Below are 26531 nucleotides of genomic sequence, written 5' to 3'. Positions count from 1 at the left end.
CTCAGCCGCGGCGGCGGATGGCGTCGAACAGCACGCCCTGCAGGTCCTCGGGGTCCAGCGCCTGGTAGGCCGCGCCCCCGGTCGCCGCACCGATCTGCTCCAGCGCCTCGAGGTCGGCGTCGGGGCCGAGCGCGATCCCGATGACCTTCACCGGTCGCTCCGGGTCGGCCTCGGCGCGCAGCGTGTCCAGCAGCGCGGGCAGGTCGGTGCCCTGGGCGTCGTCGTCGTCGGTCCCGTCGGTGATCAGCACGACGCTGTTCACCGAGTTCGGGTCGTAGGCCTCCCGGGCGGCGCGCACGGCGGCGAGCGTCGTGTCGTACAGCCCCGTGCCGCCGGGGGAGAGCAGGTTCGGCAGGGTGTCGAACTGCTGGTCGATCAGCTCACGGTGGGTCTGGCCGCCGACGTCGGCGCCGAAGGTGCGCAGCGGGGCCAGCTCGACGAAGTCGCGCTCGCCGTCGAGCTGGTAGGCGAAGGCCCACACCCCCCCGGAGTAGGAGTCCGGCAGCAGCGTGAGCGCGCTCTTGGTCGCGTCCCGGGCGAGGGTGGCCCGGGTGCCGTCGCCGGCCGGGGCGCTCATCGACTGGGACACGTCGATGACGGTGAGCAGCCGGGACGGGGTGGCCAGGCTCGACAGCCGGCCGAGCAGGCCCTGCACCGCGGCGGCGTCCAGCTCCAGGGCCTGCGGCGCCTGCTCCTGCACGCCGGTGCCGGGACCGGCGCCCTCCGGCGCGGCCCCGCCGGCGTCGCGGAAGCCGGCCGTTCGGGCCTGCTCACCGGCCGAGGCCGCGGTCAGGGCGTCGACCACCGCGTCGACGGCCGCGGAGTCCTCCTCGGCCGTGGGCAGCCGCAGCACCGGGTAGTCCAGGGACGGGGAGCCCTCGCTCGGGTAGATCGCGACGAGGGAGTCGGAGCCGGCCGCGCGGTTGGCGGCCAGCACCTCCTGCTCGCTGACCGGCACCAGCGGTGCGTCGGCCCCGCCCTCGGTCCCGGTGGCCAGCGCGTCGGCGACGGTGGGCACGTCACCCCGCCCGGCGGCCAGCACCGCCTCGACGACGGCGTTGTCCGCGTCCTCCCCGCCACCGAGCGACTGCCGGACGGCGGCCAGCACGGACAGCCCCTCGGCGCTGGCGGCCAGGTCGGGCACGGCCAGCGGGCGGCCGGTGGTCAGGGCCTCGCCCCAGCTGGGCGGGTCGGTGGTCCAGCCGAGCTGGTCGGCGGCGGCGCGGCTGGTGGCGAGCACCAGGGGTGAGGTGGCCAGCGACCCGGCCGCCTCGAGGTCGGCGCTGCCGGCGCGGGCGGCCCAGAGGGAGGAGTCGGGCACCCACACCTGGGGCAGCGAGTCGGCGCCCAGGGAGCCCAGCGCGGCCAGCGTCTGCAGCGGCTCGGTCGCCTCGACGTCCGCCACGGCGCACGCGTCACCACCCAGCGGCAGCGGGTCGGCCAGCAGGTCCCGGACCAGCGTGCCGAGCTCCGGGGCCACCGTCACGCGGACCGTCTCGGTCTCCTCGCAGCCGGCGGCCTCCGCCGTCCCGTCGTCCGAGCCGGAGACCCACCAGGCGGCGCCGGCGACGAGGGCAGCGGCCACCACGACCGCGAGCCCGGCGAGGAGGGCCGGCCGGCTGGCCGTCCCGGAACGGGCGGGAGTACGGGCGTGCCGCCCCATCTGGGTTCTCCGTCGTGTCGGGTTCCGTGGACAGGTGCCCAGCGGATCCGCGGGCCGACGCAGGCATCACGTCGCCTCGGCACTCTACCCAGTTCTGGGCGGTCGACGGCGGCCGATCCTGCCCGCTGCGTGCGGTCGGTGACGCTCCGTGGCGGAGTCGGGGGAGTCGATCAGCCGGCCTGGGCGGCGGCCTCGTCGCGCTGGGCGGCGAACCACGCCACGGTGCGCCGCAGGCCCTCCTCGGAGGACACGCTGGGGTGCCAGTCGAGCCGCTCGGCGGCCAGGGTCGTGTCCGGGCGGCGCACCTTGGGGTCGTCGACGGGCAGGTCGATGAAGCCGACCTCGGACTCCGACCCGGTGAGCCGGACGATCCAGCGGGCCAGCTCGAGCATCGACAGCTCGTCGGGGTTGCCGATGTTCATCGGCCCGGTCTCGCCGCTGAACGCCAGCGCCAGGATGCCGCGCACCGTGTCGTCGACGTAGCAGATGGACCGGGTCTGGGAGCCGTCGCCGGCCACCGTCAGCGGCCGGCCGGACAGCGCCTGGCCGACGAAGGCGGGGATGGCCCGGCCGTCGTCCGCGCGCATCCGGGGGCCGTAGGTGTTGAAGATCCGCACGATCGCGGTGTCGATGCCCTGGGAGGTGCGGTAGGCCGTGGTCAGGGCCTCGCTGAACCGCTTGGCCTCGTCGTAGACCCCGCGCGGGCCGACCGGGTTGACGTTGCCCCAGTAGTCCTCGCGCTGGGGGTGCTGCAGCGGGTCGCCGTAGACCTCGGAGGTGGAGGCCAGCAGGAAGCGGGCGCCCTTCTCCTTGGCCAGGCCCAGCGTGTGCAGCGTGCCCAGGCTGCCGACCTTGAGGGTCTCGATCGGCATCTTCAGGTAGTCCAGCGGGCTGGCGGGGGAGGCGAAGTGCAGCACGAGGTCGACCGGGCCGGGCACGTGCACGTAGTCGGTGACGTCGCAGCGGACCAGCCGGAAACCGGGGTGCTCCATCAGGTGCAGCACGTTCTGCGGGGAGCCGGTCAGGAAGTTGTCCAGGCAGACCACCTCGACGCCCCGCTCGAGCAGCTGCTCGCACAGGTGGGAGCCCAGGAACCCCGCGCCGCCGGTCACCACCGCCCGGTTGATCTCCCGCGTGCCCTGCACCGTCCCGTGCACCGCCATCTGCTGCTCCCGTCCGCCTGGTCCGCGCGCCGTGCCCCGCGGGTCCCCGGGCCCCTACCCGGAGATCAACACGGCACACACTTCGCGACCGAAGTGTTGCCGTGCACAACGGCCGACGGGCCGCCGGCCCCCGCGTGGGGGGACCGACGGCCCGTCGTCCGGCCCCGTCCAGAGGCTCACCCCGAGCTCGCGAGGGGTGAGGGGGACGGGGTGTTTCCTCAGTCGACCACCGACTCCTCGTTCGGGATGCCGTTCTCCGGGACCTCGGCCATCTCGCCGTCGTAGGGCTCGATCTCGGCGTCCCCGAGGTCGGTCAGCTGCACCGGCTCGACCTCCTCGGTGGTGTCACCGGTGATCCGGCTGATCGACATGCCGGAGGTGCCCATGTGGCTGTCCGCGGAGTACCGGAACGGTGCGAGCACCGGCCCCTCCCACTCGGAGCCGGCCGTCTCGATCGCCTCGACGAGCCCGTCGCGGGTCGGGTTCTGGCCGGCGGCCTGGAGGGCCTGCACCGTGGTGTAGGCCTGCGCCATGCCGTAGATCCGGTAGTTGGTCAGCTCGCCCTCGCCGCCGCACTCGTCCCAGATCCGCTGGAACTCCTGCACCCACGGGTTGTCCGGCTCGTCGACCGTCGGCAGGTAGTCCGTGGTCAGCGCGCCGTCGAGCAGGCTGGCGTCGCTCACCTGGCCCTGGGAGAAGTTGTTCAGCAGGCTGCCGACCAGCGTCGGGTCCGAGCCCACGTTGGAGTAGAACCACTGCGGGTCGTAGCCCAGCTGCAGCGCGGTCAGCTGGGACAGCGCCGTGTAGCTGGGCACGTTGAAGCCGACGACGAAGTCGGCGCCGGCGGCCTGCAGGGCGGCGATCTGCGGGCCGACGTTGGTGTTGCCCGGGGTGTAGCGCTCGGCGGCCACGATCTGGTCGTCGATGTACTGGCGGATGCCCGCCTCGCCGTCCTCACCGAAGTCGTCGTCCTGCAGGAACAGCCCGACCTTCGCGTCCGGGAAGTTGTCGGCGATGTACTGGCCGATGATCTTCCCCTCGCTCTCGTAGTCGGTCTGCCAGCCGAAGGTGTAGGGGTTGGTCTCCGGGTCCTCTCCCCACAGCCGGGAGCCGGAGGAGACGAACAGGTCGGGCACGCCCTCGCTGTTCAGGAAGTCCAGGACGGCGCTGTGCGTCGGGGTGCCGAGGCCGCCGACGATGGCGAAGACCTCGTCCTCCAGCACCAGCTGGTTGACGACCTGGCTGGTGTTGGTCGGGTTGTAGGCGTCGTCCCGGTAGATGTAGTCGATCGTCCGGCCGTTCACCCCGCCCTGCTGGTTGAGGCACTCGAAGTAGGCCTGCGCGCCGGTCGGGATCTCGCTGTAGCCGGGCGCGGCCACCCCGGTGAGCGGGAAGTGGGCGCCGAGCTTGATGGAGTCCTCGGTGATGCCGATGTCGGAGGCCTCGTTGGCGCTGGCGTCGCCACCGCCCCCGCCGCTGGTCCCGCCGCCGTCGTCACTGCCGCCGCAGGCGGCGAGGGTGGAGGCGGCGGTGGCGGCCGCGATGACGGTCATGAGACGTCGAGAGGATCTGGACAACGGTTCTCCTCTGGTGCTGTCCGGGCTTCGATGCCCGGGGGTGTGTGGGGGGTCGTGGGGCCGGGGACGGCGGTCCGGTCTGGTCGCCCTCACCCCCTGCTCGCCCGGGCGGCCGACCGCTTCGCCTGGCGGGTGAGCCAGCGCATGCGGAGGCTGCCGACGACGCCGGCGGGAGCGAAGATCATCGCGACGATCAGCACCACGCCGTAGACGAAGGGGGCGAGCTGGGCGGCCTCGGTGTTGTCCAGGCCCCAGCCGGTGCCCAGGTCGGTGACGAAGGGCGGCAGGAAGACCAGCAGCGCGGATCCGAGCAGGGCGCCGAGCAGGCTGCCCAGCCCACCGATCACGATCGCGGTGAGCAGGGCCAGCGAGAGCACCAGCGTGAAGCCGCTGGGGGCGGCCAGCCGGACGACGAGGGCCAGCACGCCGCCGGCGAGCCCGGCGGCCGCGGCGCTCACCACGAAGGCCAGCACCCGCCACGCGCCGAGGTTGATCCCGGCGAGCTCGGCGGCGACCTCCTGGTCACGCACCGCGCGCCAGGTGCGGCCGATCCGGCTGCGGATCAGGTTGGCCAGCAGGAAGTAGGTGATCAGCAGGCAGATGGCGCCGAGGTAGGCCAGCCACTTGGTGTTGGTCGCCGAGTTGCCCGAGACGGCGCTGATGAAGGACTCGAAGGCCTCCGGGGCGCGGGGCGCCCGCACCCGCATGCCCTGCTCGCCGCCGAGGACGTCGTGGAAGTAGATCGCCAGCCCGGGCAGGCCGACGGCGAGGGCGAGCGTGGCGCCGGCGAGGTAGGGCCCGTGCAGCCGGGCGGCGGCCACCCCGACCAGGGCACCGACGGCGGTGGCCGTCACGATCGCGGCCAGCAGGATCAGCGGGAGCGGCAGCGGCTCGTCGGCGGAGAGGAACAGTGCGGTGGTGTACGCGCCCACCGCCATCAGTGCGCCGTGGCCCAGCGAGATCTGGCCGTTCATCCCGGTCAGCACGGTCAGCCCGCCGGCGGCGATCGCGTAGTAGGTCAGCGTGGCCAGCTGGGAGTTGGTGAACGGGTCGGTGGTCTCCAGCAGCACGACGGCGCCGACGGCCCCGATCAGCAGCACCAGCAGGTGCCGCAGCAGCGTCGAGGAGGGGAGCAGGCTGCGCCGCCGGGTGGCGGTGGGCTGGTCGGCTCCGGCGGTCGCCTCGGTGGGGGCGTCCTCGGATGCCTTGCCGCCGGCCCGGTTGCTCTCGGCGGTCGTGTTCGCGGGGCTCTGCAGGTCGCTCATCGTCATGCCCTCCGGGCCGTGCTGCTGGCGAACAGGCCACCGGGCCGCACGAGCAGCACGACCATGAGGATGACCAGGGCGGCGACGTTGACCAGGGCGCTGCCCCGCTCGACGTAGCCGCTGACGTAGCTGAGGGCCAGGCCCAGGATCAGCCCGCCGACGATGGCGCCGATGGGGGAGTCCAGGCCGCCGAGCACGGCGGCGACGAAGCCGAAGACGATCAGGCTGTCCATGTAGGCGGGGTAGACGAACTCACCGCCGGCGATGAGCAGGCCGGCCAGCGAGCCGACGACGGCCGCGAGCGCCCAGCCGAGGGTGAGCATCCGGCCGACCCGCACGCCGAGCAGCCGGGCGACCTCCTGGCCGAACGCCGAGGCGCGCATGGCCAGGCCGATCCGGGTGAACCGGAACAGCACCACCAGCAGCGCCATGGTGACCAGCACCGCGGCGATCACCCAGACGCTGTTCGGGGTGAGGGCGATCCGGTTGTCGCCGATCTGGAAGCCCTCCAGCCCGAACGGGGTCGGGAAGGACTGGAACGCCGAGCCGAAGACGATCGCGATCGCGGCCTGGATGGCGACGAAGAGGCCGAGGGTCACGATGACCGCGTTGAGCTCCGGGCCGCCCTCGACGGGCCGGATGACCACCCGTTCCACGATGGCGCCCAGCAGCAGGCCGGAGAGCAGCGCGACGACCAGCGCCACCCAGTAGGACTGCCCCGCCTGGATCAGCGCGAGCGCGATGAAGGTCGTCGCCGCCGCCATCGAGCCCTGGGCGAAGTTCACGATCCGGGTGGACCGCCAGATCAGCACCAGGGCGAGGGCGAAGGCCGAGTAGACCATGCCCTCGGTCAACCCGGTGAGGGTGACGTTCACGAAGTACTGCACGGAGACGGTGCCTTCCTGGCGGTGCGGAGGGGACTCGGGACGTGGGTCAGAAGCCCAGGTAGGCGTGCCGGAGGTCCTCGTCGGCCATCAACGTGCGGGCGGAGTCGGTGACGACCACCCGGCCGAGGTTGAGGACGACGCCGACGTCGGCCACCGACAGGGCGCTCCGCGCGTTCTGCTCGACGAGCAGGACCGACAGCCCCTCGCTGTCGACCAGCCGGCGGAGCAGGCCGAAGATCTGGGCCACGATCCGGGGGGCCAGGCCCAGCGAGGGCTCGTCGAGCAGCAGGATCCGCGGCTGGGCCAGCAGCGCCCGCCCGATCACGAGCATCTGCCGCTCGCCGCCGGAGAGGACGTGCGCCGGCTGGTCGCGGCGCTCGGCGATCCGGGGGAACAGGTCGTAGATGCGGTCGTACTCGCTCTTGTCGACCTTGCCGCGGAACAGCGACCCGACCCGCAGGTTCTCGTGCACGGTGAGCTCGGCGATGACGCCGCGCCCCTCGGGCACGTGGGCCATGCCGCGGCCGACCATCGACTCGACGGAGGCGGTGGTGATGTCCTCCCCGGCCAGGGTGACCCGGCCCGAGGAGCTGCGGACCAGCCCGCTGACGGTGCGCAGCAGGGTGGTCTTGCCGGCGCCGTTGGCCCCGAGGACGGCGGTGATCCGGCCGGCCTCCGCGGTCAGCGAGACGCCGTCCAGTGCCCGGACCGCCCCGTAGGAGGAGGTGAGGTCCTCGATCTCCAGCAGCGCCGGGGCGGTGCGCCCGTCGGTCGCGACCGCGGTGCTGCCGTGTGGGCGGGTGTCAGCCATGGTGGCGCCCTCCGTCGGTGCGGGTCGTGCCGGCCGCGTCCTCCTCGGCGGTGACCTCGTCACCGAGGTAGGCCTCGGTGACGGCGGGGTCGGCCTGCACCTCGGCCGGGGTGCCGGCGGCGATCTGGCGCCCGGAGTCCAGGACGGTGATCCGGTCGCAGACGCGCATGACCAGGTCCATGTGGTGTTCGACCAGCAGCACGCTCATCCGGCCGGACAGGGTGCGGATGAGCTCGCCGAGCTCGTGCATCTCGTCCTCGGCGAGACCGCTGGCGGGCTCGTCGAGCAGCAGCAGGTCCGGGGCGGAGACCAGGGCGCGGGCCAGCGCGACCCGCTTCTGCACCGGGTAGGGGAGGCCGCCGGGGTACCGGCCGGCGTGCTGCTCGGCGCCGAGGTCGCTCAGGGCGGCCAGAGCCCGGGCGCGCAGCTCCCGCTCGTCGCGGTCCGAGCGCGGCAGGGCGAGCAGGGCGGAGCCGAAGCCGGCCCGGGCGTGCCGGTGGGCGCCGACCATGACGTTCTCCAGCACGGTCATGCCGGGGAACAGGCCCACGCCCTGCAGGGTGCGGGCGATGCCCAGGCCGGCCAGCTGGTGCGGCTTGAGCCGGCGGAGCGGCTGGCCGCGCCAGGTCATCTCACCGGCCGTGGGGCGCACGATGCCGCAGGCGACGTTGAACAGCGTCGTCTTGCCGGCGCCGTTCGGCCCGATCAGCCCGTGCACCTGGCCGGGCTCGACCACCAGCGAGACCTCGGAGAGCGCGATCACGCCGCCGAAGGCGACGGTGATCCCGGTCATCTCCAGGCTTGCGGACGGGGCGCGGTCGGTGTCCGGGGCAGCGGGGCGGTCGATCGCAGTGCTGCCTGCAGTCGGGGTCGGCTGCGCCAACGGGCCCACGGCTCCTTTGCCTCGGGTGCTCCGTCCGCCGGGCATGGCTCGGCGGACGAGTGCCGGGTGATCCGACTCCCCGAGCGTGCGGTGCGGTGAGTGCGGTCACAATGGGCGCCGAGCACAGCGATCGATCCCGTTGCTTGTGCAGTGTGCCGTGTGTCACAGATGGGGGGCGAGGTGCAACCGTTCCGGCCCGAGGTCTCCGCGCGCCTGGCCCAGCTGGCCCCGCCGCTGCTGAGCCAGCTCGACGAGATGACCTCCCGGATGATCAGCATCCTGGAGCGCACCGAGGGCGCCTACACCGAGCAGGGGCCCGTCGTCCGGGCCGAGCTGTTCGAGTCCAGCCGGGCCAACCTGGAGCGCGCGGTCCGCACCCTGATGGGCGACTCCGACGACGGTGGCCGCGCGGCGCTCGCCGCGGCCCGGGAGGTCGGGAGTCGCCGGGCGATCCAGGGCGTGCCGCTGGAGACGGTGCTGCGCGCCTACCGGCTGGGCGGGCAGGTCACCTGGGAGGCGCTGCGCGCGACGGCGCGGGCGGCGGAGGCGCCGGGTGACAGCGACGTCCTGCTGGAGGTGGCGGGGTCGGTGTGGCACGTCAACGACGTGCAGTGCGCGGCGCTGGCCGAGGCGTACCGGACCGAGGAGCGCCGGCTGGCGGGCATCGACGACCAGGCCCGCCAGCAGGTGCTCGACGGGCTGCTGGGCGGCCGCGGGGGTGACCCGGTGTTCGTCCGGACGGCGTCGGAGCTGCTGGCCCTGCCGCTGGACGGCCGGCTGGTCTGTGCCGTCGCGCCCCCGGACGAGTCCGGCGGGCCGAACCTCGCCGACCCCGGCGCCCGGCTGCTGAAGCGGGGGGTGCGCTCGGTGTGGGGCTGGCGTTCCGGTGCCCAGGTCGGGGTGGTGGCGCTGGGCACCCGCCAGGTCGGCGACGTGCTGACCTGGCTGACCGAGTTCGCCGGGGGCCCGGTGGGCGTCTCGGCGGTGGTGGACGGCGCCTCGGCGGTCGCCTCGGCCTGGCGGCTGGCCGACACCGCGGCCCGCACGCTGCCGGCGGGGCGGGCGCGGGTGGTCACGATCGACGACCGGCTGCCCGAGGCGCTGCTGAGCAGCTCGCCGGAGATCACCCGCCGGCTGGTGGAGCAGTCGCTGGGCCGGCTGCTGGACCTGCCCGCCGACGAGCGCGACGTGCTGCTGGACACCCTGACCGCCGTGCTCGCCGCGGACGGGTCACCGACCCGGGCCGCCGACCAGCTGTACTGCCACCGCAACACGGTCATGCACCGGCTGCGGAGGATCGAGCAGGTCACCGGCCGCTCGGTGGCCGACCCGCGGTCCCGGCTGCTCTGGCAGCTGGCACTGCTGGCGGCCGACCACCGCCGCTGAGCGACCCTCCAGGCCGTTACTGCAGGTAGTTCTCGACCTGCGGCTCGGGGCGCGGCTGGGCCTCGTCGGGGTCCTCGCCGTACTGCCGCTTCGCGTCCCGCTGGCGGACGAGGTCCCAGAGCTGGTCGCGCTCCTCCTCGATCTGCCGCAGCCGGGCGCGCTGCTCGTCGGTGTGCTCGCTGGAGTCGCGGAGCGCGTGCTCCTCCTCGACCAGCGCCTCGATCTTGGTGCGGATCTCCGTGTCGTCCATGGCGGTCACCTTGCCCGGTCCGGGCGGCTCCCACGCCTGCCGGTCAGGGCCGATCCGGCACCCAGCCCTCGACGAAGGCCGCCAGCCGCCGGGTGACCGCGCCCCCGGCCCGGCCCAGCGCCAGGAGAGCGGTGCGGTCCAGCGGGACCCGGACCGTCCGGCGGCCGGCATCGGCGACCCGCACCGCGTGCCCCTCGGCGACCAGCTCCGGCCAGGGGCGGTCCAGCTGGGCCCGGACCCGGTCCAGCGCCGCAGCCGCCGGGCCGGCGTTGCCGGTCACCAGCGCGGTCACGAACGCCGGGTCGCTGCCGATCACCCGGGTGGCGTCCCGGAAGCTGCCGGCGGCGAGGGAGAGCGCGAGCGGGCCGGCCTGCCCGGCGGCGGCCGCGACCGCGGCGGCCAGCAGGTGCGGGACGGCGCTGATCGCCGCCACCGCGTCGTCGTGCTCGGCGGCGGTCACCGGGACCACCTCGGCGCCGACGGCGAGGGCGATCTCGGCGACCCGCAGCCAGCGCCGCAGGTCGGTGTCGGCCTCCAGGCACAGCGCCCAGCGGGCACCGGTGAACAGCGTGGGGTCGACGGCGGTGTGCCCGGAGCGTTCGGTGCCGCACATCGGGTGCCCGCCGACGTACCGGTCCCCGTGGGCGGCGCCGAGCTCGGCGAGCACCGGTGCCTTCACCGAGCCCAGGTCGGTGACCGTGGCGCCGGGGTCGATCCGCAGCCCCTCGAGCGCGGTGCCCATCGCGGGGAGCGGGACGGCGAGCACGACCACCCCGGTCAGCTCCCGGCGGATCTCCACGCCGGCGGCCTCGGCCGCGTCCCGGGCGGCGGGGTCGACGTCCCAGCCGGAGACCGGCCGCCCGGCTGCGGCCAGCGCGGCCGCCAGGGACCCGCCCAGCTGCCCGAGGCCGACCACCGAGACCGGCGGTGCCGGCATCGTCGGGACGGGGAAGGCGCCGGTCACGGTGCCTCCTCGCCGGTCTCCCACGGGGTGCCCAGCCGGAACACCCGGGCCAGCGCGGTGGCCACCGGCCGCCCGTCGGCGGTGGCCGCGTCGATCCGGTAGACGGCGGTGCGGCCGGTGCGGTGCAGCTCGACCCCCTCGGCGACCAGGTGGTCGCCGGGCCGGCCCGCGGAGAGGAACTCGGTGTGCACGTCCTGGGCGACGGCGACCGTGCCGTGGCTGTTGCTCACCGCCGCGTGCACCACGTCCAGCAGCGCCATGGTGGCCCCGCCGTGGGCCGTGCCGACGGCGTTGAGCAGGCTCGGGCCGACGGTCATCGACGCGCGCGCGTAGCCGGGCCGGACCTGCTCCAGCTCGATGCCCAGGTGGGCGGCGAGCGGATCGGCGGCGAGGGCGGCGAACAACGCCGGGGCGACGGCCGGGACGTCGACCGGCGCGCTGTCGTCGGGGAGGGCGTCGGCCATGATCTACAGGCTATGGCCCCCTCCTCCGACTCCGGCACCACGCTGCGGCCGAGCTTCGCCGTCCGGGTCAGCTCGGCCGCCGGGCGCTGGCAGTGCGAGCTGCTCGCCGCCGGCGCCGACGACGAGCTGCCGGCCCTGGAGCGGGCACTCGGTGAGCCGGGCACCGCCGGCTGGCCGGGCCCGTTCGTCGTGGTCGTCGACAGCCGCCTGTACTTCGTCGTGCTGCGGCACGGGCCGGGCGGCATGGTCCGGGCGCTGGTCTCCGACGCGACGTTCCAGGAGCACCTGCTCGCGGCCGAGGCCGTGGAGCGCTACGGCATCCAGGTCGAGACCGGCACCACGATCGACGACGCCTTCGACGACGACGGCCAGGGCTGGCCCGGCGGCGACCTCGACGTCTTCGCCGACGCCGGGCTGCCGGCCGAGGAGCTGGCCCGGCTGCTGGACTCCGACGAGCTGTGGGCCGACGAGATGGTGCTGGCCATCGCCGAACGGCTGGGCTTCGCCGACCGGCTCGTGGCGGTGGCGGCCCCGTGAGCGGCCCTGCCCCGCGGGTCAGCGCCGTCGTCTTCGACCTCGGGGGTGTGCTCACCGAGAGCCCGCTGACCGCCTTCGCCGCCTACGAGCAGGAGGCGGCGCTGCCCACCGGGTTCATCGTCGGGCTGAACAGCACCGACCCGGACACCAACGCCTGGGCCCGCTACGAGCGCCGGGAACTGGACGAGCCGGGGTTCCGGCGCGCCTTCGAGGCCGAGGCCGTCGCGGCCGGGCACCCACTGGACGCCGGCCGGGTGCTCGCCGCGCTGGCGGGGGAGCTGCGCCCGGCGATGGTGTCGGCGGTGCAGCGACTGCGGACGGCGGGGTTGCCGCTGGCGCTGCTGTCGAACAACGTCGCGCCGATGCAGCGGACCGGTCGGCTGGGCGATCTGCTCGGGCTGTTCGACGTCGTCGTGGAGTCCTCGGTCGAGGGGGTGCGCAAGCCGGAACCGGCGATCTACCCGCTCGCGCTGCAGCGCCTGTCGCAGGCGGTCGGCCGGGAGATCGCGCCGTCGGACTGCGCCTACCTGGACGACCTGGGCATCAACCTGAAGCCGGCCCGCGCACTGGGCATGCACACGGTCAAGGTCGTCGACCCCGGCACCGCGCTGGCCGAGCTGTCGGCCCTCACCGGCCTGGACCTGTCGTGACCCGCTCGGGGACCGACGTTCCCCGCCCCGAAGCTGACGTGCCCCGCGACGGAGCCGGCGTGACCTGGCCTCGAGCGGAGGTTCCGTGCCGCGGAGCTGACACGCCTGCCGAGGAGTCGACGTGACCTGCTCGGGAGCTGACGCGCCCTGCCCCGGAGCTGACGTGCCCTCCCGCGGAGCTAGTGCTCTGGCTGCACTGGTGCACCAGAGCACTAGCGCGCACGGAGGCAGGTGGTGACCGAGGAGGAGGCGATGCTGCGGGCGCTGGAGCTCGCAGCCGCCGCGCAGGAGTGGGGCGACACCCCGATCGGTGCTGTCGTCCTCGGCTCGGACGGGGCGCTGCTGGCGGAGGCGGCCAACGAGCGGGAGAAGCGGGGCGACCCGACGGCGCACGCCGAGATGCTGGCGCTGCGGGCGGCCGCGGCGGTGCACGGTGACGGCTGGCGGCTGACCGGGGCGACCCTCGTGGTCACGCTCGAGCCCTGCACCATGTGCGCCGGGGCCAGCGTGCTGGCCCGGGTGGCGCGGGTGGTCTACGGCGCCGACGACCCGAAGGCGGGTGCGGCCGGCTCGCTGTGGGACGTCGTCCGGGACCGGCGGCTCAACCACCGGCCCGAGGTCAGCGGCGGTGTCCGGGCCGAGGAGTCCGGCGCGCTGCTACGCGCGTTCTTCCGCGCGAAGCGGGGCCTGTAGTCTCTCCGGCGGTGGCGTGTCCGAGCGGCCGAAGGAGCACGCCTCGAAAGCGTGTGAGGTGCAAGCCTCCGTGGGTTCAAATCCCACCGCCACCGCCAGTCGAGAACGGCGGCGCCCCGAGCAGGGGCGCCGCCGTTCTCGCGTCTCTGCCGGGTCCCGCCGCGAGCCGGCGAGCGACGGCGCCCCTCGTCAGACCGGGACGTCGTAGTCGATGAGCAGCCGGCCGTCGTCCCCGCGGACCAGGCTGATCCGGTGCTGTTCCGCGCTGACGCTGCCGTCGCGCTCGGTGAAGGTCACCGGCATCGAGGCGACGAGCGACCCGTCCTGCGCCGAGACCGCACCCCGCTCGACGCTCTGGAACCGGTTCCAGAAGTCGACGTACGCCGCCCGGCTGCCGATCTGCGCGCGCAGCCGGGGTCCGGTCAGCTCCCAGGCCGACACGGGGTCGCCGGGCAACAGTGCGTAGTAGCTGGTGATCGCCTCCGTCACCTCGGCTGCGGAGCTCGGGGCCGGGCCGGCGGGCGGTGCGGTCGGGCTCGGGGCCGCGGCAGTCGGCGAGGGCGTCGCGGCGGGTGGGGGCTCCGAGGTGGTGGCCGGGGTCTCCGCGGCGGGTGCGGTCTCCGAGGGGGCCGTCGGCGTCTCGGACGGGACCACCGGCTCCTCCTCGGTCGCCTGCGCGGGCTCGGAGGAGGACGGGGACGGCGGTGGGGTGCTGGCCGCCGCCGGCGGTGCCTCGCCGTCGTCGTCCCGGGCACCCAGCCAGACCGCACCCAGCGTGCCGGACAGGGCGAGGAGCAGGACAGCGACGGCCGCGACCAGGCGGGACCGGCGGCGGCCGCGACGCGATGCGGGGACGGAAGGGGTGGGCTGATCCGCCGTAGGCACTGCCCCGGCCGTCGGTGCGGCGCTGCCGGCTCCCCGGGGGGCGCTGGTGCCTGGCTGGCTTCCAACCACCGGGGGCGGCGCAGTGTCGGCCGGGAGTGCCGACCGAGCTGCGGGCGCGCCCGCGGACATGCCAGCGGCAGTGACCCCGGTGGCGGGTGCTCCGGTGGCAGGCGGATCAGTCGCGGCGGAGTCGGTGGCGGGGGGCGCGCCTGACGGAGAACCGGTGGCTGACGGTCCGGCGGTTGAGGGCCCGGCGGTTGAGGGCCCGGCGGTTGAGGGCCCGGCGGTTGAGGGCCCGGCGGTTGTGGGCCCGGCGGTTGTGGGCCCGGCGGATGTGGATCCGGTGGCCGGGATGCCGGCGGTGGGAACACCGATCACAGGGGAGTCGGTGGCAGGGAAGTCGGTGACAGGGGACGCGGTGGCAGGGGACGCGGTGGCAGGGGACGCGGCGGCAGGGAACGGCGTGGCGGGGGAGTCGCTGGCGGAAGAGCCCGTAATGACGGGCCTGCCGGGCAGCGCCGCGTCGGAGACCGGGCGCAGGTCGGCCAGCGTCGGCAGCAGCGGCGTGCGCGCCCTGAGCACCTCGGTGACGTCACCGTCCCGGCCGGCGGCCAGCTTCGCCAGCTGGTCGCGCACCTGGGTCATCGTCGGGCGCTTCGCCGGGTCGTTGGCCAGCATCCGCAGCAGCGGCCGGGTGAGCGCCCCGGCGTTGCGCGGCCGGGCCACGTTGCCCCCGGCGACCCGGTGGAGCATCTCCAGCGGGTTCTCCGTCATCCCGAAGGGCGGCGTCCCCTCGAGGCAGGCGTGCAGCGTGGCGCCCAGCGAGAAGACGTCGCTGGCCTCCCGCGGCTCCTGCCCGCGGGCGACCTCGGGGGCCAGGTAGGCCGGCGTCCCCTTGACCACGCCGGTCTGGGTGAGCGAGACGTCGCCGCGGGCCCGGGAGATGCCGAAGTCGGTGATCTTCACCAGGCCGGCGCTGCGCGGCCCGTTGCCGATCAGGATGTTGCCCGGCTTCACGTCCCGGTGGACGACGCCGACCGCATGGGTGGCCACCAGCGCATCGGCGACCTGTGCCCCGATCTGGGCCACCTGCTGCACCGGCAACGTGCCCCGCTGGGCCAGCACGGCGGCCAGGCTCTGGGAGGGCAGGTACTCCATGACCAGCCACGGCGTCCCGCCGTCGTCGACCATGTCGTAGACGGCGACGGCGTGCGGGTGGGTGAGCCGGGCGGCGATCCGGCCCTCACGCATCGCCGCCTCGCGGTGCCCGGCGGTCGCCTCCGGGTCGCTGCCGAGCGGGATGAGCACCTGCTTGACGGCGACATCGCGGCCCAGCAGCTCGTCCCGGGCCAGCCACACCGCGCCCATCGCCCCACCGCCGAGCCGGGAGTGCAGCAGGTAGCGCCCGGCCACCCGGGCGCCCGGCGCCGTCACCGCAGCCCCGCCCGCACCGCGGCCTTCCGGAGGGTCAGGCGGAGACCGGGGCCCCGTAGCGGCGCGCGTACTCCGCCTGGGCCCCCTCGGGCAACGCGTCGTAGAGGTCGGCCAGCTGGTCGACCGAGCTCTGCGGCAGCTCGTCGAACAGCTGCCGCCAGCTCGGCGGCTCGTCGTGGCTGCGGGTCAGCAGCAGCTCCCACGCCCGGGTCTGCCGCTCGCGCTGCGCCCGCCCGGCGACCAGGTTGGAGAGGTACCGGTCCTTGGCGGCGTCCTTCTCGGCCCGGGTGGCGTCGGCCGGGAGGTTGCTGGGGTCGGTCTCCTCCAGTGCGGTGACGATCGCCGCGACCACGTCGGGGCGCACCTGCTCAGCGCTGCTCATGTCGGTCCTCCCGGTCTCCGGTCCGTGCGGCGTTCGCCGTCCCAGTGGACAACTCAACCACCCTCGGGCCCCGCTGGCCGCCCGGGTGGAGGGGAGCGGCTGACTGCCGCAGACCCGCCCGGTACAGTGGCACCGCACTGGAGGATTCGCCTAGTGGCCTATGGCGCTCGCTTGGAAAGCGGGTTGGGTGCAAGCCCTCGGGAGTTCGAATCTCCCATCCTCCGCAGGTAGAGCGCCGTGACGGCGCCGAGCATGAGCGCACCCCCGACCAGCGCGGTCGGGGTGAGGCGCTCCCCGAGCACCACGGCGGCCAGCGCGGTCGCCGTCAGCGGCTCCAGCAGGGTCACGATCGAGGCGACCGCGGCCGGCACGGCCCGCACCCCGGTGAAGAACAGCCCGTACGCCAGCGCGGTCGGCACCAGCCCGAGGTAGAGCAGCAGCGCCAGCCCCAGCGGGTCGGTGGTGAGGTCGAGCCCGGCGGTCAGCGCCACCGGGGTCAGCAGCACGGCGCCCACGGTGAACCCCACCGTCGTCGTCGGCACCCCCGCCGGTGCGCCGGCCGACAGCAGGACGACGGCGGCGTAGGCGGCCGCGCAGCCGACCGCGGCCAGCGCGCCCAGGACGACCGCGTCGCCGCCGTCGCCGCCCGCGGACACCCCCACGAGCAGCACCAGCCCGGCGAGCGCGACGACCAGTGCCGCCGTCGTCGCCCGGTCGGGGCGGCCGTGCCCGAGCGCGGCGGCGCCGACGGCCACCAGCAGCGGGGCCAGGCCGAGTGCGACCAGCGTCGCGATGCTCACCCCGGCCGTGGCCACCGCGGCGAAGTAGGCGCTCTGGTAGACCGCCAGCCCCGCGCCCACACCGGCCAGCCGCCGGCGCAGCGGCCCCGACCACGCGACGGGCGGGGCGGGGGACCGCGCCGCGCGGCGCCGGCCGAGCAGGTGGACGGTGAGCAGGGCGGCGGCACCGACGGCCATCCGGTGCCAGGCGACGTCGAGCGGGTCGAGGTCGGTGCGGTCGGCGACCAGGTCGCCGGTGATCCCCGACGTCCCCCAGCACAGCGCGGCGAGCACGACGAGCACGAAGCCGCGGGCGGACGGCGCGGGCTGGAGGGTGCGCCCGGTCATGCGGCGGGAGCGTACGGGGGCCCGGTGGTCGGGTTCCGGCGTCCGGCACGGAGGGCGTCCTCTACAGTGGACGGCGACCCCTCGTGCGGCGTCACCCTGTGAACCTCCCCAGGGCCGGAAGGCAGCAAGGATAAGCGGGCTCTGGCGGGTGTGCGGGGGGTCCTCTCTTTCTCGACCCGGCTCTCAGGCTCTTCCCAGGTTCGTGCGCTTTGCTCCATGAACCTTCAAGCGGGGGAGTGGCCATGCCCAGTCGTCGTACCTGGTTGATCACCGGTGGGGCCGTGGCGGTGGTCGCCGCAGCGGCCGTCGGCGGGCCGTTGGTCTACGCCGCCATCGAGGGGGACGCACCCCCGGCCCCGACGGTGCAGGTCCAGCCGGAGGCGGTCGAGCTGACCGCGGACACCGACGGCACCTGGGCGATCGCCCCGAGCTCCACCGCGGGCTACCGGGTGGAGGAGGTGCTCAACGGTGCCGACGTCACCGTGGCCGGCACGACCGACCAGGTCACCGGCACCGTCGTCGTCTCGGGTGGGGACCTCGCCGACGCCGACGTGACCGTGGACGTCGCCTCGATCACCACCGACAGCGGCCGCCGCGACTCCTACTTCCGGGACAACGTGATGGACGTCGACACGCACCCCACCGCGACGTTCTCCGTGACCGAGGTGGCCGACCTCCCGGAGCTCACCGGCACCCCCGTCACGGTGCCGGTGACCGGCGAGCTGACCCTGGCCGGGGTCACCCAGCCGGTGCAGACCGAGATGTCCGTGGTGCGCACCGCCGAGGGCGTCGACGTCTCCGGCTCCGTGCCGGTGACCTTCGCCGACCACGGGATCGAGGCGCCGGACCTGGGCTTCGTCCGGGTCGAGGACACCGGCTCGATCGAGTTCCTCCTGCACCTCACCCTCTGAGCGGGCCGCGCTGCACCAGCGCGTCGGTGCGGCCACGTAGATTCGCGGCGTGGCTCTGGCGCTCTACCGCAAGTACCGTCCGGCGACCTTCGCCGAGGTGGTCGGGCAGGAGCACGTCACCGCGCCCCTGATGAACGCCGTGGACGGCGGGCGGATCAACCACGCCTACCTGTTCAGCGGGCCGCGGGGCTGCGGGAAGACGTCGTCGGCGCGGATCCTCGCCCGGTCGCTCAACTGCGAGCAGGGGCCGACCTCCACGCCCTGCGGCGTGTGCAGCTCGTGCGTCGCGCTGGCCCCCGACGGCCCCGGCTCGATCGACGTCATGGAGATCGACGCGGCCAGCCACGGTGGTGTCGACGACGCCCGCGACCTGCGCGAGAAGGCGTTCTTCGCCCCGGTGCACAGCCGCTACAAGGTCTACATCGTCGACGAGGCGCACATGGTGAGCTCGCAGGGCTTCAACGCCCTGCTGAAGGTGGTCGAGGAGCCGCCGGAGTTCCTGGTGTTCGTCTTCGCCACCACCGAGCCGGAGAAGGTCCTCCCGACCATCCGCTCGCGCACCCACCACTACCCGTTCCGGCTCGTGCCGCCCAGCACGCTGCGCGGCCTGCTGGAGCGGACCTGCGCGGCCGAGGGCGTCACCGTCGAGCCGACGGTGTTCCCGCTGGTGGTCCGGGCCGGCGGCGGCTCGGTGCGCGACTCGCTGTCGATCCTGGACCAGCTGCTGGCCGGCGCCGGTCCGGAGGGGGTCACCTACCGGTCGGCCGTGGGCCTGCTCGGCGTCACCGATGAGGCGCTGCTCGACGAGGCCGTCGACGCGCTGGCCGCCTCCGACGCGCCGGGCGTCTTCCAGGCCGTCGACCGGGTGGTCGAGGCCGGGCACGACCCCCGCCGCTTCGCCACCGACCTGCTGGACCGGCTGCGCGACCTGATCGTGCTGGACGCCGTGCCCGAGGCCGGCGGCAACGGGCTGCTCGACTGCCCGCCCGACCGGCTGGACCTGATGAGCCGGCAGGCCCAGGCGCTGGGCGCGGCGACGCTCTCCCGGCTGGCCGACACCGTGCACGAGGGCCTCACCGAGATGCGCGGGACGACGGCTCCCCGGCTGCTGCTGGAGCTGGTCTGCGCCCGGATGCTGCTGCCCGCGGTCGACGGCTCGGCCACGGCCACCCTGCAGCGGCTGGAGCGGCTGGAGCGGCGGCTGTCGATCGCCGGCGAGCACGCCGGCCGCCCCGAGGCGACGGCCGTCCCGGCACCGGTCCGCGAACCCGCCCGGCCCGCTCCGGTCCAGGCGGCCCCGGTCGCCACCCCGGCGGCTCCCGCTCCGCAGGCTCCGGCCGCGGAGCCGGTCGCTCCTCCCGCCGCTGCGCAGACCAGCCGGCCGGCGTACGTCCGTCCCTCCCAGGCCCGCTCCGCGCCGGCCGCCCCGGCGCCGTCGGCACCTCCGAGGGCCCCGGAGGGCGACGACGGCTGGCCGGTGACCGCCCGCCCGGGCGCGCCCGCCCCGGCGCCGTCCTCCGCGCCCGCGCCGGCCGCGGAGGGGGACGACGGCTGGCCGGTGACCGCCCGGCCGGGCGCACCCGGCCCGGCGGCCGCGCCGCCCGCTGCGGCACCCTCCCGGCCCCGGCCGGAGGCGGCGTCGTCGTCCGAGGTCCCGCTGCCGCCGGAGCCCACCGACGACGAGGACTGGCCGCAACCCTCCCGGCCGGCCGCGGCAGCCCCGCCCCGGGCCGCCGCGCCCACGGTTGACGAGGACTGGCCGCAGCCCCCCCGTCCCGCCGCGGCAACCCCGCCCCGGGCCGCCGCGCCCACCCCGACCCCGGACGCGGGCCGCGCGCCCGCACCCCGGGCCGCGGCGGAGTCCGCGCCGGCCCCGCGCGGTGGCGAGCCGACGCCGCTGGTGTCGGCCACCCCCGACGAGCCCGCGGCCGGTGACGGCACGCTGACCACGGCCGACGTCCGACGGATCTGGCCGGAGCTGCTCAAGGTGGTGCGCGGGCACAAGCGCACCACCGAGGCGCTGCTCAAGAGCGCCCAGGTGCACGACCTGACCAACGGGGTGCTCACCCTGGCGGCCACCTCACCGGCGCTGGCCAAGATGCTGGGCGACGACCTGAACAAGGACGTCGTCCGGCAGTCGCTGGAGGAGCTGCTCGGCGTCCGCTGGAAGGTGCAGGCCGTCGTCGACGGTGGGCCTGGCTCGGCCGGGGGCGCGGGGGGCGGCCCGGGTGGGGCGCCGGTGTCACCGGAGGCCGCGCGGGCCGCCGTGCAGGCCGCCGAGACCGCCGAGGCCGACGAGCTGATGGCCGAGCGGGCCGCCGACGCCGACTCCGGGGGCAATGCGGACAACGCGCCCGCGCTGGACCCCGAGGCCGCCGCGCTGCAGCTGCTGCGCACCCAGCTGGGCGCCCGCCCGATCGAGAGCTGACCCGCGGCCCCGGCGCCTACGCGGGGGTCGGGGCGCGCGGCGGCCCGGTCCGCCGCGCGAGCCGGCGCACCCACGGGTCGGCCAGCCGCGGGGCCAGCGGCCCCAGCACGGCCAAGATCAGCACGTAGGCGGCGACGGTGGAGCCGAAGGCCGCCGGGACGCTGCCGAGCACCAGCCCGGCGATGATGATCGAGAACTCGCCGCGGGCCACCAGCGCCGCACCGGCACGCACCCGGCCGGGCGGCCCGACGCCGGCGCGGCGCCCGGCGATCCAGCCGGTGCCGAACTTGGTGACCACCCCGACCGCGGCCAGCGCCGCCGCGGGCAGCAGGGCGTCCGGCAGCTGGGTCGGGTCGGTCGAGAGCCCGAAGAAGACGAAGAAGACCGCGGCGAACAGGTCGCGCAGCGGGGCGAGCACGTCCCCGATCCGCTCGGCGACCTCGCCGGAGAGGGCGATGCCGAGCAGGAACGCGCCGACCGCGGCCGAGACGTGCACCGCCTCGGCGGCGCCGGCGACGAGCAGCGCCAGCCCGAGCACCCGCAGCAGCAGGATCTCCGAGGACCGGGACCCGACGAACCGGGTCACCGTGCCGCCGTGCCGGACGGCGACGACCAGCACGACCGCGAGGGTGGCCAGCGCGACGGTGACCGAGAGCACCGCGTCCCCGGTGCTGGTGGCGGCCACGATGCCGGTGAGCACCGGGAGGTAGGCGGCCATCGCCAGGTCCTCGATGACCAGGACGCCGAGGACGGCCGGGGTCTCCCGGTTGCCGAGCCGGCCCAGGTCGGTGAGGACCTTGGAGATGATCCCCGAGGAGCTGATCGCGGTGACGCCGAAGAGGGCCAGCGCGGCGGTGGGGCCCCAGCCCAGGAACAGCGCCAGGGCGGCGCCGGGCAGGCCGTTGAGCAGCAGGTCGGCGACGCCCACCGGGGCCTGGCGGCGCAGGTTGTCGACCAGGTCCTCGGCGGTGTACTCCAGCCCGAGGACGAGCAGCAGCAGCACGACGCCGACCTCCGCGCCGGTGGAGAAGAAGCCCTCCGGGGCCTCCAGCGGCAGCAGCCCGCCGGTGCCGAACGCCAGCCCGGCCAGCAGGTACAGCGGGATGGGGGACAACCCGATCCGGCCGGCCAGCGAGCCGAGCACCCCCAGCCCGAAGACGACGGCGCCCAGCTCGAGCAGCAGGACCGCGGTGTGCCCGAGCTCCATCAGCGGGGGTTGAGCAGGGCACCGACCGCCGCGACGCCGTCCGACGTGCCGACCACGACCAGCCGGTCCTCGGCGTGGAACCGGAAGTCCGGGGTGGGGGAGGCGATCATCTGCTCGCCGCGCACCACCGCGACCACCGAGGCGCCGGTGCGGGTCCGGATGGCCGCGTCGCCCAGGGTGGCGGCGACGTAGGGGGAGCCGGGCTCGATCGGGATCCCCTCGGTGGCCAGGCTCTCCACCTGCTCCCGCAGCCGGGACAACCGCTCGGTGATGCGCGGAGCCCCCAGCAGCTCGGCGACGACCTCGCTCTCCTCCGCGGTCAGCTCGATCGTGGCCGCAGTGGCGTCGGGGTCCCGCTCGTCGTAGAGGACGACGTGCCGCGCCCCGTTCCGCTGGGAGATGATCCCGACCCGCCGGCCCTGCGCGGTCACCAGGTCGTGGCGCAGCCCGATGCCCGGCAGCCGCGTCTCCTCGACGTCCATCGGCGTCCTCCCTCGTCCCTCGTGCCTCCTGCCGGCCATCGTGCCGCGCCGGGGTGCTCAGCCGACGGCGGCCCCCGGCGTCCGGTCCAGCGCCCGGAAGCGGGTCAGGGCGGCGACGGACAGCGCCGGGCCGGCGGCGAGCAGCAGCAGCGTCCACCGCCAGGAGACGGCGTCGGCGAGGTAGGGCAGCACGCTGATCGTCACCGTGGTGAGCAGGAAGCCGGTCGCGGTCTGCACGGTGAGCGCGGTGCCGACCCAGCGCCGGTCGGCGACCTCGCTGAGCAGGGTGGAGAACATCGCCGAGTCGGCGATGACGCTGGCTCCCCAGACGCACACGAAGACGGCGAACACCCCGGTCGGCCAGGACCAGGCCCACGGCGAGAGCAGACAGCACACGCCGCTGGTGGCCACCGCGACGGTGGCGACCGGCGCCCGGCCCCACCGGCCGGCGAGCCAGCCGGCCAGCACGCAGCCCGCGGCGCCGCAGATGCCGAACGCGGTCAGGGTCAGCAGGGCGATCCGGGCGGCCGGCAGGGCGGGGTCGTGCACGTCCCGCGAGGCGGTCATCCAGACCGCGGCCCAGGTCCAGAGGGCGTAGAGCTCCCACATGTGCCCGAGGTAGGCGAGGTTCACCAGCCGCGGGCGGGCCGACCGGAAGCCGTCGAAGGCCTGCGCGGCGCGGGGTCGGGCGCCCACCGCCAGGTGCGGTCCGGCGCGCAGCAGCCCCAGCGCCAGCAGGGCGGCGACCGCGCCGCTGGCCGCGGCGGCGACCAGCACGGCCCGCCACGAGTCGCCGAGGACGCCGACCAGCAGCTGCGGCAGCAGCGAGCCCAGCGTGAGCGCACCGATCAGCACGCCGAGCGCCAGCCCCCGGCCGCGGGCGCCGAACCAGGAGGCCATCAGCTTCATGCCGATCGGGTAGACCAGCGCCAGGCCCGCCCCGGTGAGGAAGCGCAGCGCGATGCCGACCAGCGGCCCGTCGGCGAGGACGGCGACGCCGAGGGTGCAGGCGGCGGCGGCCCCGGCACCGGTCGCCAGCAGCCGCTCGGGCCGCACCCGGTCGGCCAGCCCGGTCGTCGCCGAGGCCAGCGCGCCCACCACGAAGCCCAACTGCACGGCGACGGTGAGGCCGACCCCGCCGGCGGTGCCCAGCTCCCAGTCGCGGCGCAGCACGGGCAGCACCGCGGAGGCGGAGAACCACACCGCCAGCGCCAGCACCTGGGTCAGCGCGATCAGCGCCAGCTGCGACCACGGCCCGGTGCGTGCGCCGTCCGCCGGGCTGCGGACCGCCACGCCGTCGTCGGTCACGGGGCGACCCTGCCACCGCGCCCCGTCGCGCACCACGTCGACCCGCATGGTCGGCTCGCGTGGCGCCCGGGTGCGGCGGAGTGTCGGTGGCAGCACCTACGCTCGGACCATGCGACCCGGTGGCCAGCCCGACATGCAGCAGATCATGAAGCAGGCACAGCAGATGCAGCAGCAGTTGGCTGCTGCGCAGGAGGAGCTGTCCCGCGCCGAGGTCACCGGTTCGGCCGGTGGCGAGCTGGTCACGGTGACCATGACCGGCAGCGGTGAGGTCACCGCCGTCACGATCGCGCCGGCCGCCGTCGACCCCGACGACGTCGAGACCCTGCAGGACCTGGTGGTCGCGGCGTTCCGCGACGCCCAGCGCGCCGTCGGCGAGCTCACCGCCTCCACGATGGGGCCGCTGACCGGCGGTCTCGGTGGCGGGCTGGGTCTCCCCGGCCTCTGATCCACCCGGGTGCGCACACCGCCACCCGCAGCGAAGGAGAACCGTGTACGAGGGCGCTGTCCAGGACCTCATCGACGAGCTCGGGCGGCTGCCCGGCGTCGGTCCCAAGAGCGCACAGCGCATCGCCTTCCACCTGCTGGCCGCCGAGTCGGCCGACGTGGGCCGGCTGGTCGCCGCCCTGCAGCGGGTGCAGGCCGAGGTCCGCTTCTGCGTGACCTGCCACAACGTCGCCGAGGCCGAGCAGTGCCGGATCTGCCGTGACCCGCGGCGGGCGCTCGACGTCATCTGTGTCGTCGAGGAGCCCAAGGACGTCGTGGCGATCGAGCGGACCCGGGAGTTCAAGGGCCGCTACCACGTGCTCGGCGGGGCGATCAGCCCGATCGAGGGCATCGGCCCGGACGACCTGCGGGTCAAGGAACTGATGACCCGGTTGATGGACGGCCAGGTCACCGAGCTGATCATCGCCACCGACCCGAATCTGGAGGGCGAGGCGACCGCCGCCTACCTGGCCCGGCTGGTCGGCCCGCTGGGGCTGGCGGTGTCCCGGCTGGCCAGCGGGCTGCCGGTGGGCGGTGACCTGGAGTACGCCGACGAGGTCACCCTGGGCCGGGCCTTCGAGGGCCGCCGCCGCATCGACGCCTGAACGACCACGCCGGCCGTGCCGCACTGTGGGCAGAAATGGCCATCCCTGCCCGCGGTTGAGGGGGTGAGGGGCATGCTGGTTGAGCGTTCGATCACAGCCGGCCCCAGGAAGTGGCGGGTACGACGCTCGCGGGGCAGGCTGGACGGGTGGTCGGGCCCGGTTCGTTGACGCGTCGTCGCGCCATCGACCTGATGCGCCTGGCCGGCACGCTCTGTCGGTGAGCCGACACCCCTGACCGGAGGTCCGCGCCGCGCCCCTGGGCGCCGAGCCGGCTGGACCCCGGCAGGACGAGCTGTGCCCGCCGTCCGCTCCACCTGCGAGGACTCCCGTGATCGAGCTGTCCGACGTCCGCAAGGTCTTCCCCGCCCGCCGCACCGCCGGCGAGGTGGTCGCCCTCGACGGCGTGAGCCTGTCCGTCTCCCGCGGTGAGTTCGCCGGTGTCGTGGGCCCCAGCGGCTCGGGCAAGAGCACGCTCGCCCGGCTGGTGAACCTGCTCGAGCGCCCGACCTCGGGCACGGTCACCGTCGACGGCCGGGTGCTCACCGACCTGGACGCCGCCGGGGTCCGCGAGGCCCGGCGCAGCATCGGCATGATCTTCCAGCACTTCAACCTGCTCGACTCGCGCACCGCGGCCGGCAACGTCGAGCACCCCCTGGAGCTGGCCGGCGTCGGCCGCACCGAACGTCGCCGCCGGGTCGCCGACCTGCTGGACCTGGTCGGCCTCGCCGACCGGCACGAGTCCCGCCCGGCGCAGCTCTCCGGCGGGCAGAAGCAGCGGGTCGCGATCGCCCGCGCGCTGGCCGCCCGCCCGTCCGTGCTGCTCTGCGACGAGGCCACCTCGGCCCTCGACCCGGCCAGCACGACCGGCGTCCTGGAGCTGCTCCGGCAGGTGCGCGCCGAGCTGGGGCTCACCGTCCTGCTGATCACCCACGAGATGTCGGTCGTCCGGGCGGTCTGCGACAGCGCGGTGCTGATGAGCCAGGGCCGGGTGGTCGACGGCGGCCCGCTGACCGAGGTCCTCGCCCGGCCGGACTCCGCGCTGGCCGCCCAGCTGGTCCCGGCGCCGGCCGGACCGGAGACCGGCGACGGCGCCCTGGTGCAGCTCACGGTCACCGACGCCACCCCGCACGGCGCCGTCCTGCAGACCCTCACCGCCGAGCTCGGCCTCTCGGTCGAGGTGGTCGGCGGGTCGGTGGAGACCGTCGCCGGCCGGCGCTTCGGCCGGCTGCTGCTGCGCGTCGTGGGCGACGACGGCCGGCTGGACCCGGCGCTGGCGCGGCTGCGGGCCGGCGGTGCCCTCGTGGAGCGGACCGCCGCCGGCGACCCCCGCCCCCAGTCGGACGCCGACGACGGACCCCGACCCGATCGCGAGCCCGACGTGCAGCGGCTCGCCGACGCCCCGGACGTGCAGCGATGAACGACTGGTCCCGGATCGCCCCGCAGCTGGTGGACGCCACTGGCGAGACGCTCTACATGGTCGGGGTCGCCACCGCCCTCACCGTGCTGCTCGGCGTGCCCCTGGGCGTGCTGCTCACCATCACCGCGCCCGGGGCGCTCGCGCCGCACCCGCTGCTGAACCGGGTGCTCGGCCTGGTCGTCAACCTGGGCCGCTCGCTGCCCTTCATCATCCTGCTGGTCCTGGTCGCGCCGGTCACCCGCGGCATCGTCGGCACGACCATCGGCTCGACGGCGACGATCGTGCCGTTGACCATCGGCGCGGTCCCGTTCCTGGCCCGGCTGGTGGAGACCAGCCTGCGCGAGGTGGCGCACGGCAAGGTCGAGGCGACCCTGGCCATGGGCGCGCGGCGCCGCGACGTCGTCCGCACCGTGCTGCTGCCCGAGGCGCTGCCCTCGCTGGTCGCCGGCGTCACCGTCACCGTCGTGGCGCTGATCAGCTACTCGGCCATGGCCGGCGCGATCGGTGGCGGGGGGCTGGGCGACTTCGCCATCCGCTACGGCTACCAGCAGTTCCGCACCGACATCACGTTGGCGACCGTCGTCCTGCTGCTCGTGGTGGTGCAGCTCCTGCAGTGGGCCGGCGACCGCTGGGCCCGCCGGCTCGCCACCTCCTGACCGTCCGTCCCGT

At 75.2% G+C, this 26531-nt stretch carries 25 protein-coding genes, 2 tRNA genes, 1 other RNA gene and 1 pseudogene; 13 read left to right on the top strand and 16 right to left on the bottom strand.

Annotation, left to right across the window (positions count from 1 at the left end; genetic code table 11):
• Position 1: 1 nt before the first annotated feature.
• The 7 genes from FB380_RS03780 to FB380_RS03750 all read right to left on the bottom strand — a co-directional run bounded on the left by FB380_RS03780 (position 2) and on the right by FB380_RS03750 (position 8159).
• The gene (locus tag FB380_RS03780) at positions 2-1663 is read right to left on the bottom strand and encodes a VWA domain-containing protein (protein WP_166753908.1); all 1662 of its coding nucleotides are present in this window, start codon (positions 1661-1663) and stop codon (positions 2-4) included.
• 170 nt (positions 1664-1833) lie between these two features.
• The gene (locus FB380_RS03775) at positions 1834-2826 is read right to left on the bottom strand and encodes a UDP-glucuronic acid decarboxylase family protein (RefSeq protein ID WP_166753907.1); all 993 of its coding nucleotides are present in this window, start codon (positions 2824-2826) and stop codon (positions 1834-1836) included.
• Between the two features lie 218 nt (positions 2827-3044).
• Positions 3045-4379 (bottom strand): ABC transporter substrate-binding protein, encoded by a 1335-nt coding sequence (locus FB380_RS03770; RefSeq protein WP_166753906.1) that lies wholly within the window; start codon positions 4377-4379, stop codon positions 3045-3047.
• A 113-nt stretch (positions 4380-4492) separates the two neighbouring features.
• Positions 4493-5668 carry a branched-chain amino acid ABC transporter permease gene (locus FB380_RS03765; protein WP_166753905.1) on the bottom strand — a complete coding sequence of 392 codons (1176 nt, stop codon included), beginning with the start codon at positions 5666-5668 and terminating at the stop codon, positions 4493-4495.
• 2 nt (positions 5669-5670) lie between these two features.
• The gene (locus FB380_RS03760; protein WP_166753904.1) at positions 5671-6555 is read right to left on the bottom strand and encodes a branched-chain amino acid ABC transporter permease; all 885 of its coding nucleotides are present in this window, start codon (positions 6553-6555) and stop codon (positions 5671-5673) included.
• 46 nt (positions 6556-6601) lie between these two features.
• Positions 6602-7366, bottom strand: coding sequence for an ABC transporter ATP-binding protein (locus tag FB380_RS03755; protein ID WP_166753903.1), 765 nt, complete (start codon positions 7364-7366; stop codon positions 6602-6604).
• A complete protein-coding gene (locus tag FB380_RS03750; RefSeq protein WP_166753902.1) occupies positions 7359-8159 on the bottom strand; it encodes an ABC transporter ATP-binding protein in 801 nt (266 codons plus the stop codon). Before FB380_RS03750 ends, FB380_RS03755 begins: the two co-directional genes overlap by 8 nt.
• Before the next feature lie 270 nt (positions 8160-8429).
• On the opposite strand from FB380_RS03750, the gene FB380_RS03745 reads away from it, so the two are divergent.
• A complete protein-coding gene (locus FB380_RS03745; RefSeq protein ID WP_166753901.1) occupies positions 8430-9635 on the top strand; it encodes a PucR family transcriptional regulator in 1206 nt (401 codons plus the stop codon).
• Between the two features lie 16 nt (positions 9636-9651).
• Here the strand turns inward: FB380_RS03745 and FB380_RS03740 are convergent, their stop codons facing one another.
• From FB380_RS03740 to FB380_RS03730, 3 genes are read right to left on the bottom strand one after another with little or no spacing between them, the layout of a single operon-like run.
• Positions 9652-9885 carry a DUF2630 family protein gene (locus FB380_RS03740; RefSeq protein ID WP_166753900.1) on the bottom strand — a complete coding sequence of 78 codons (234 nt, stop codon included), beginning with the start codon at positions 9883-9885 and terminating at the stop codon, positions 9652-9654.
• Between the two features lie 43 nt (positions 9886-9928).
• Positions 9929-10849, bottom strand: coding sequence for a prephenate dehydrogenase/arogenate dehydrogenase family protein (locus FB380_RS03735; protein WP_229681959.1), 921 nt, complete (start codon positions 10847-10849; stop codon positions 9929-9931).
• Positions 10846-11313 (bottom strand): PaaI family thioesterase, encoded by a 468-nt coding sequence (locus FB380_RS03730; protein WP_166753899.1) that lies wholly within the window; start codon positions 11311-11313, stop codon positions 10846-10848. The genes FB380_RS03735 and FB380_RS03730 overlap by 4 nt, the downstream gene beginning before the upstream one ends.
• A 12-nt stretch (positions 11314-11325) precedes the next feature.
• Between FB380_RS03730 and FB380_RS03725 the strand changes: the two genes are divergently transcribed.
• The 4 genes from FB380_RS03725 to FB380_RS03710 all read left to right on the top strand — a co-directional run bounded on the left by FB380_RS03725 (position 11326) and on the right by FB380_RS03710 (position 13291).
• The gene (locus FB380_RS03725; protein ID WP_166753898.1) at positions 11326-11850 is read left to right on the top strand and encodes a tRNA adenosine deaminase-associated protein; all 525 of its coding nucleotides are present in this window, start codon (positions 11326-11328) and stop codon (positions 11848-11850) included.
• Complete coding sequence (locus FB380_RS03720; protein WP_166753897.1) at positions 11847-12500, top strand: HAD-IA family hydrolase; 654 nt, start codon at positions 11847-11849, stop codon at positions 12498-12500. The genes FB380_RS03725 and FB380_RS03720 overlap by 4 nt, the downstream gene beginning before the upstream one ends.
• Before the next feature lie 234 nt (positions 12501-12734).
• Positions 12735-13193, top strand: a complete 459-nt coding sequence (locus FB380_RS03715; RefSeq protein ID WP_229681958.1) for a nucleoside deaminase — start codon at positions 12735-12737, stop codon at positions 13191-13193.
• Between the two features lie 10 nt (positions 13194-13203).
• Positions 13204-13291, top strand: a tRNA-Ser gene (locus tag FB380_RS03710).
• A gap of 91 nt (positions 13292-13382) precedes the next feature.
• Here FB380_RS03710 and FB380_RS24065 read toward each other — a convergent pair.
• Both FB380_RS24065 and FB380_RS03700 read right to left on the bottom strand, forming a co-directional pair.
• Complete coding sequence (locus FB380_RS24065) at positions 13383-15512, bottom strand: serine/threonine-protein kinase (RefSeq protein WP_208382748.1); 2130 nt, start codon at positions 15510-15512, stop codon at positions 13383-13385.
• Between the two features lie 34 nt (positions 15513-15546).
• Positions 15547-15894 (bottom strand): hypothetical protein, encoded by a 348-nt coding sequence (locus tag FB380_RS03700; protein WP_166753896.1) that lies wholly within the window; start codon positions 15892-15894, stop codon positions 15547-15549.
• A 139-nt stretch (positions 15895-16033) separates the two neighbouring features.
• Between FB380_RS03700 and FB380_RS03695 the strand changes: the two genes are divergently transcribed.
• Positions 16034-16118, top strand: a tRNA-Ser gene (locus tag FB380_RS03695).
• 66 nt (positions 16119-16184) lie between these two features.
• Here the strand turns inward: FB380_RS03695 and FB380_RS03690 are convergent.
• A pseudogene (locus FB380_RS03690) lies at positions 16185-17021 on the bottom strand (DMT family transporter); the annotation flags it as partial.
• A gap of 72 nt (positions 17022-17093) precedes the next feature.
• Between FB380_RS03690 and ffs the strand changes: the two are divergent.
• The 3 genes from ffs (at position 17094) to FB380_RS03675 (ending at position 20360) form a co-directional block, all read left to right on the top strand.
• An RNA gene (gene ffs, locus FB380_RS03685) (signal recognition particle sRNA small type) lies at positions 17094-17189 on the top strand.
• Between the two features lie 74 nt (positions 17190-17263).
• Positions 17264-17932, top strand: a complete 669-nt coding sequence (locus FB380_RS03680) for a YceI family protein (RefSeq protein ID WP_166753895.1) — start codon at positions 17264-17266, stop codon at positions 17930-17932.
• Positions 17933-17981: 49 nt separating this feature from the next.
• Positions 17982-20360: a DNA polymerase III subunit gamma and tau gene (locus FB380_RS03675; RefSeq protein ID WP_166753894.1), complete on the top strand. Its 2379-nt coding sequence runs from the start codon at positions 17982-17984 to the stop codon at positions 20358-20360.
• A gap of 16 nt (positions 20361-20376) precedes the next feature.
• Here the strand turns inward: FB380_RS03675 and FB380_RS03670 are convergent, their stop codons facing one another.
• Genes FB380_RS03670 through FB380_RS03660 form a run of 3 tightly spaced genes read right to left on the bottom strand, consistent with a single transcriptional unit; the run spans position 20377 to position 23357 of the window.
• A complete protein-coding gene (locus FB380_RS03670; RefSeq protein ID WP_166753893.1) occupies positions 20377-21567 on the bottom strand; it encodes a cation:proton antiporter in 1191 nt (396 codons plus the stop codon).
• Positions 21567-22049 carry a cation:proton antiporter regulatory subunit gene (locus tag FB380_RS03665; protein WP_166753892.1) on the bottom strand — a complete coding sequence of 161 codons (483 nt, stop codon included), beginning with the start codon at positions 22047-22049 and terminating at the stop codon, positions 21567-21569. Before FB380_RS03665 ends, FB380_RS03670 begins: the two co-directional genes overlap by 1 nt.
• Before the next feature lie 57 nt (positions 22050-22106).
• The gene (locus tag FB380_RS03660) at positions 22107-23357 is read right to left on the bottom strand and encodes an MFS transporter (protein ID WP_208382747.1); all 1251 of its coding nucleotides are present in this window, start codon (positions 23355-23357) and stop codon (positions 22107-22109) included.
• A gap of 109 nt (positions 23358-23466) precedes the next feature.
• Between FB380_RS03660 and FB380_RS03655 the strand changes: the two genes are divergently transcribed.
• The 4 genes from FB380_RS03655 to FB380_RS03640 all read left to right on the top strand — a co-directional run bounded on the left by FB380_RS03655 (position 23467) and on the right by FB380_RS03640 (position 26518).
• Complete coding sequence (locus FB380_RS03655) at positions 23467-23802, top strand: YbaB/EbfC family nucleoid-associated protein (protein WP_166753890.1); 336 nt, start codon at positions 23467-23469, stop codon at positions 23800-23802.
• Positions 23803-23845: 43 nt separating this feature from the next.
• Positions 23846-24445, top strand: coding sequence for a recombination mediator RecR (recR, locus tag FB380_RS03650; protein ID WP_166753889.1), 600 nt, complete (start codon positions 23846-23848; stop codon positions 24443-24445).
• Positions 24446-24773: 328 nt separating this feature from the next.
• Positions 24774-25862, top strand: coding sequence for a methionine ABC transporter ATP-binding protein (locus tag FB380_RS03645; protein ID WP_166753888.1), 1089 nt, complete (start codon positions 24774-24776; stop codon positions 25860-25862).
• Complete coding sequence (locus tag FB380_RS03640; RefSeq protein WP_166753887.1) at positions 25859-26518, top strand: methionine ABC transporter permease; 660 nt, start codon at positions 25859-25861, stop codon at positions 26516-26518. The genes FB380_RS03645 and FB380_RS03640 overlap by 4 nt, the downstream gene beginning before the upstream one ends.
• Positions 26519-26531 lie beyond the last annotated feature (13 nt).

Source organism: Modestobacter marinus (assembly GCF_011758655.1).
Taxonomy (GTDB): domain Bacteria; phylum Actinomycetota; class Actinomycetes; order Mycobacteriales; family Geodermatophilaceae; genus Modestobacter; species Modestobacter marinus.
The sequence above is the reverse complement of the archived record's forward strand: the minus strand, read 5'-3'. Positions and strand labels throughout refer to the sequence as shown.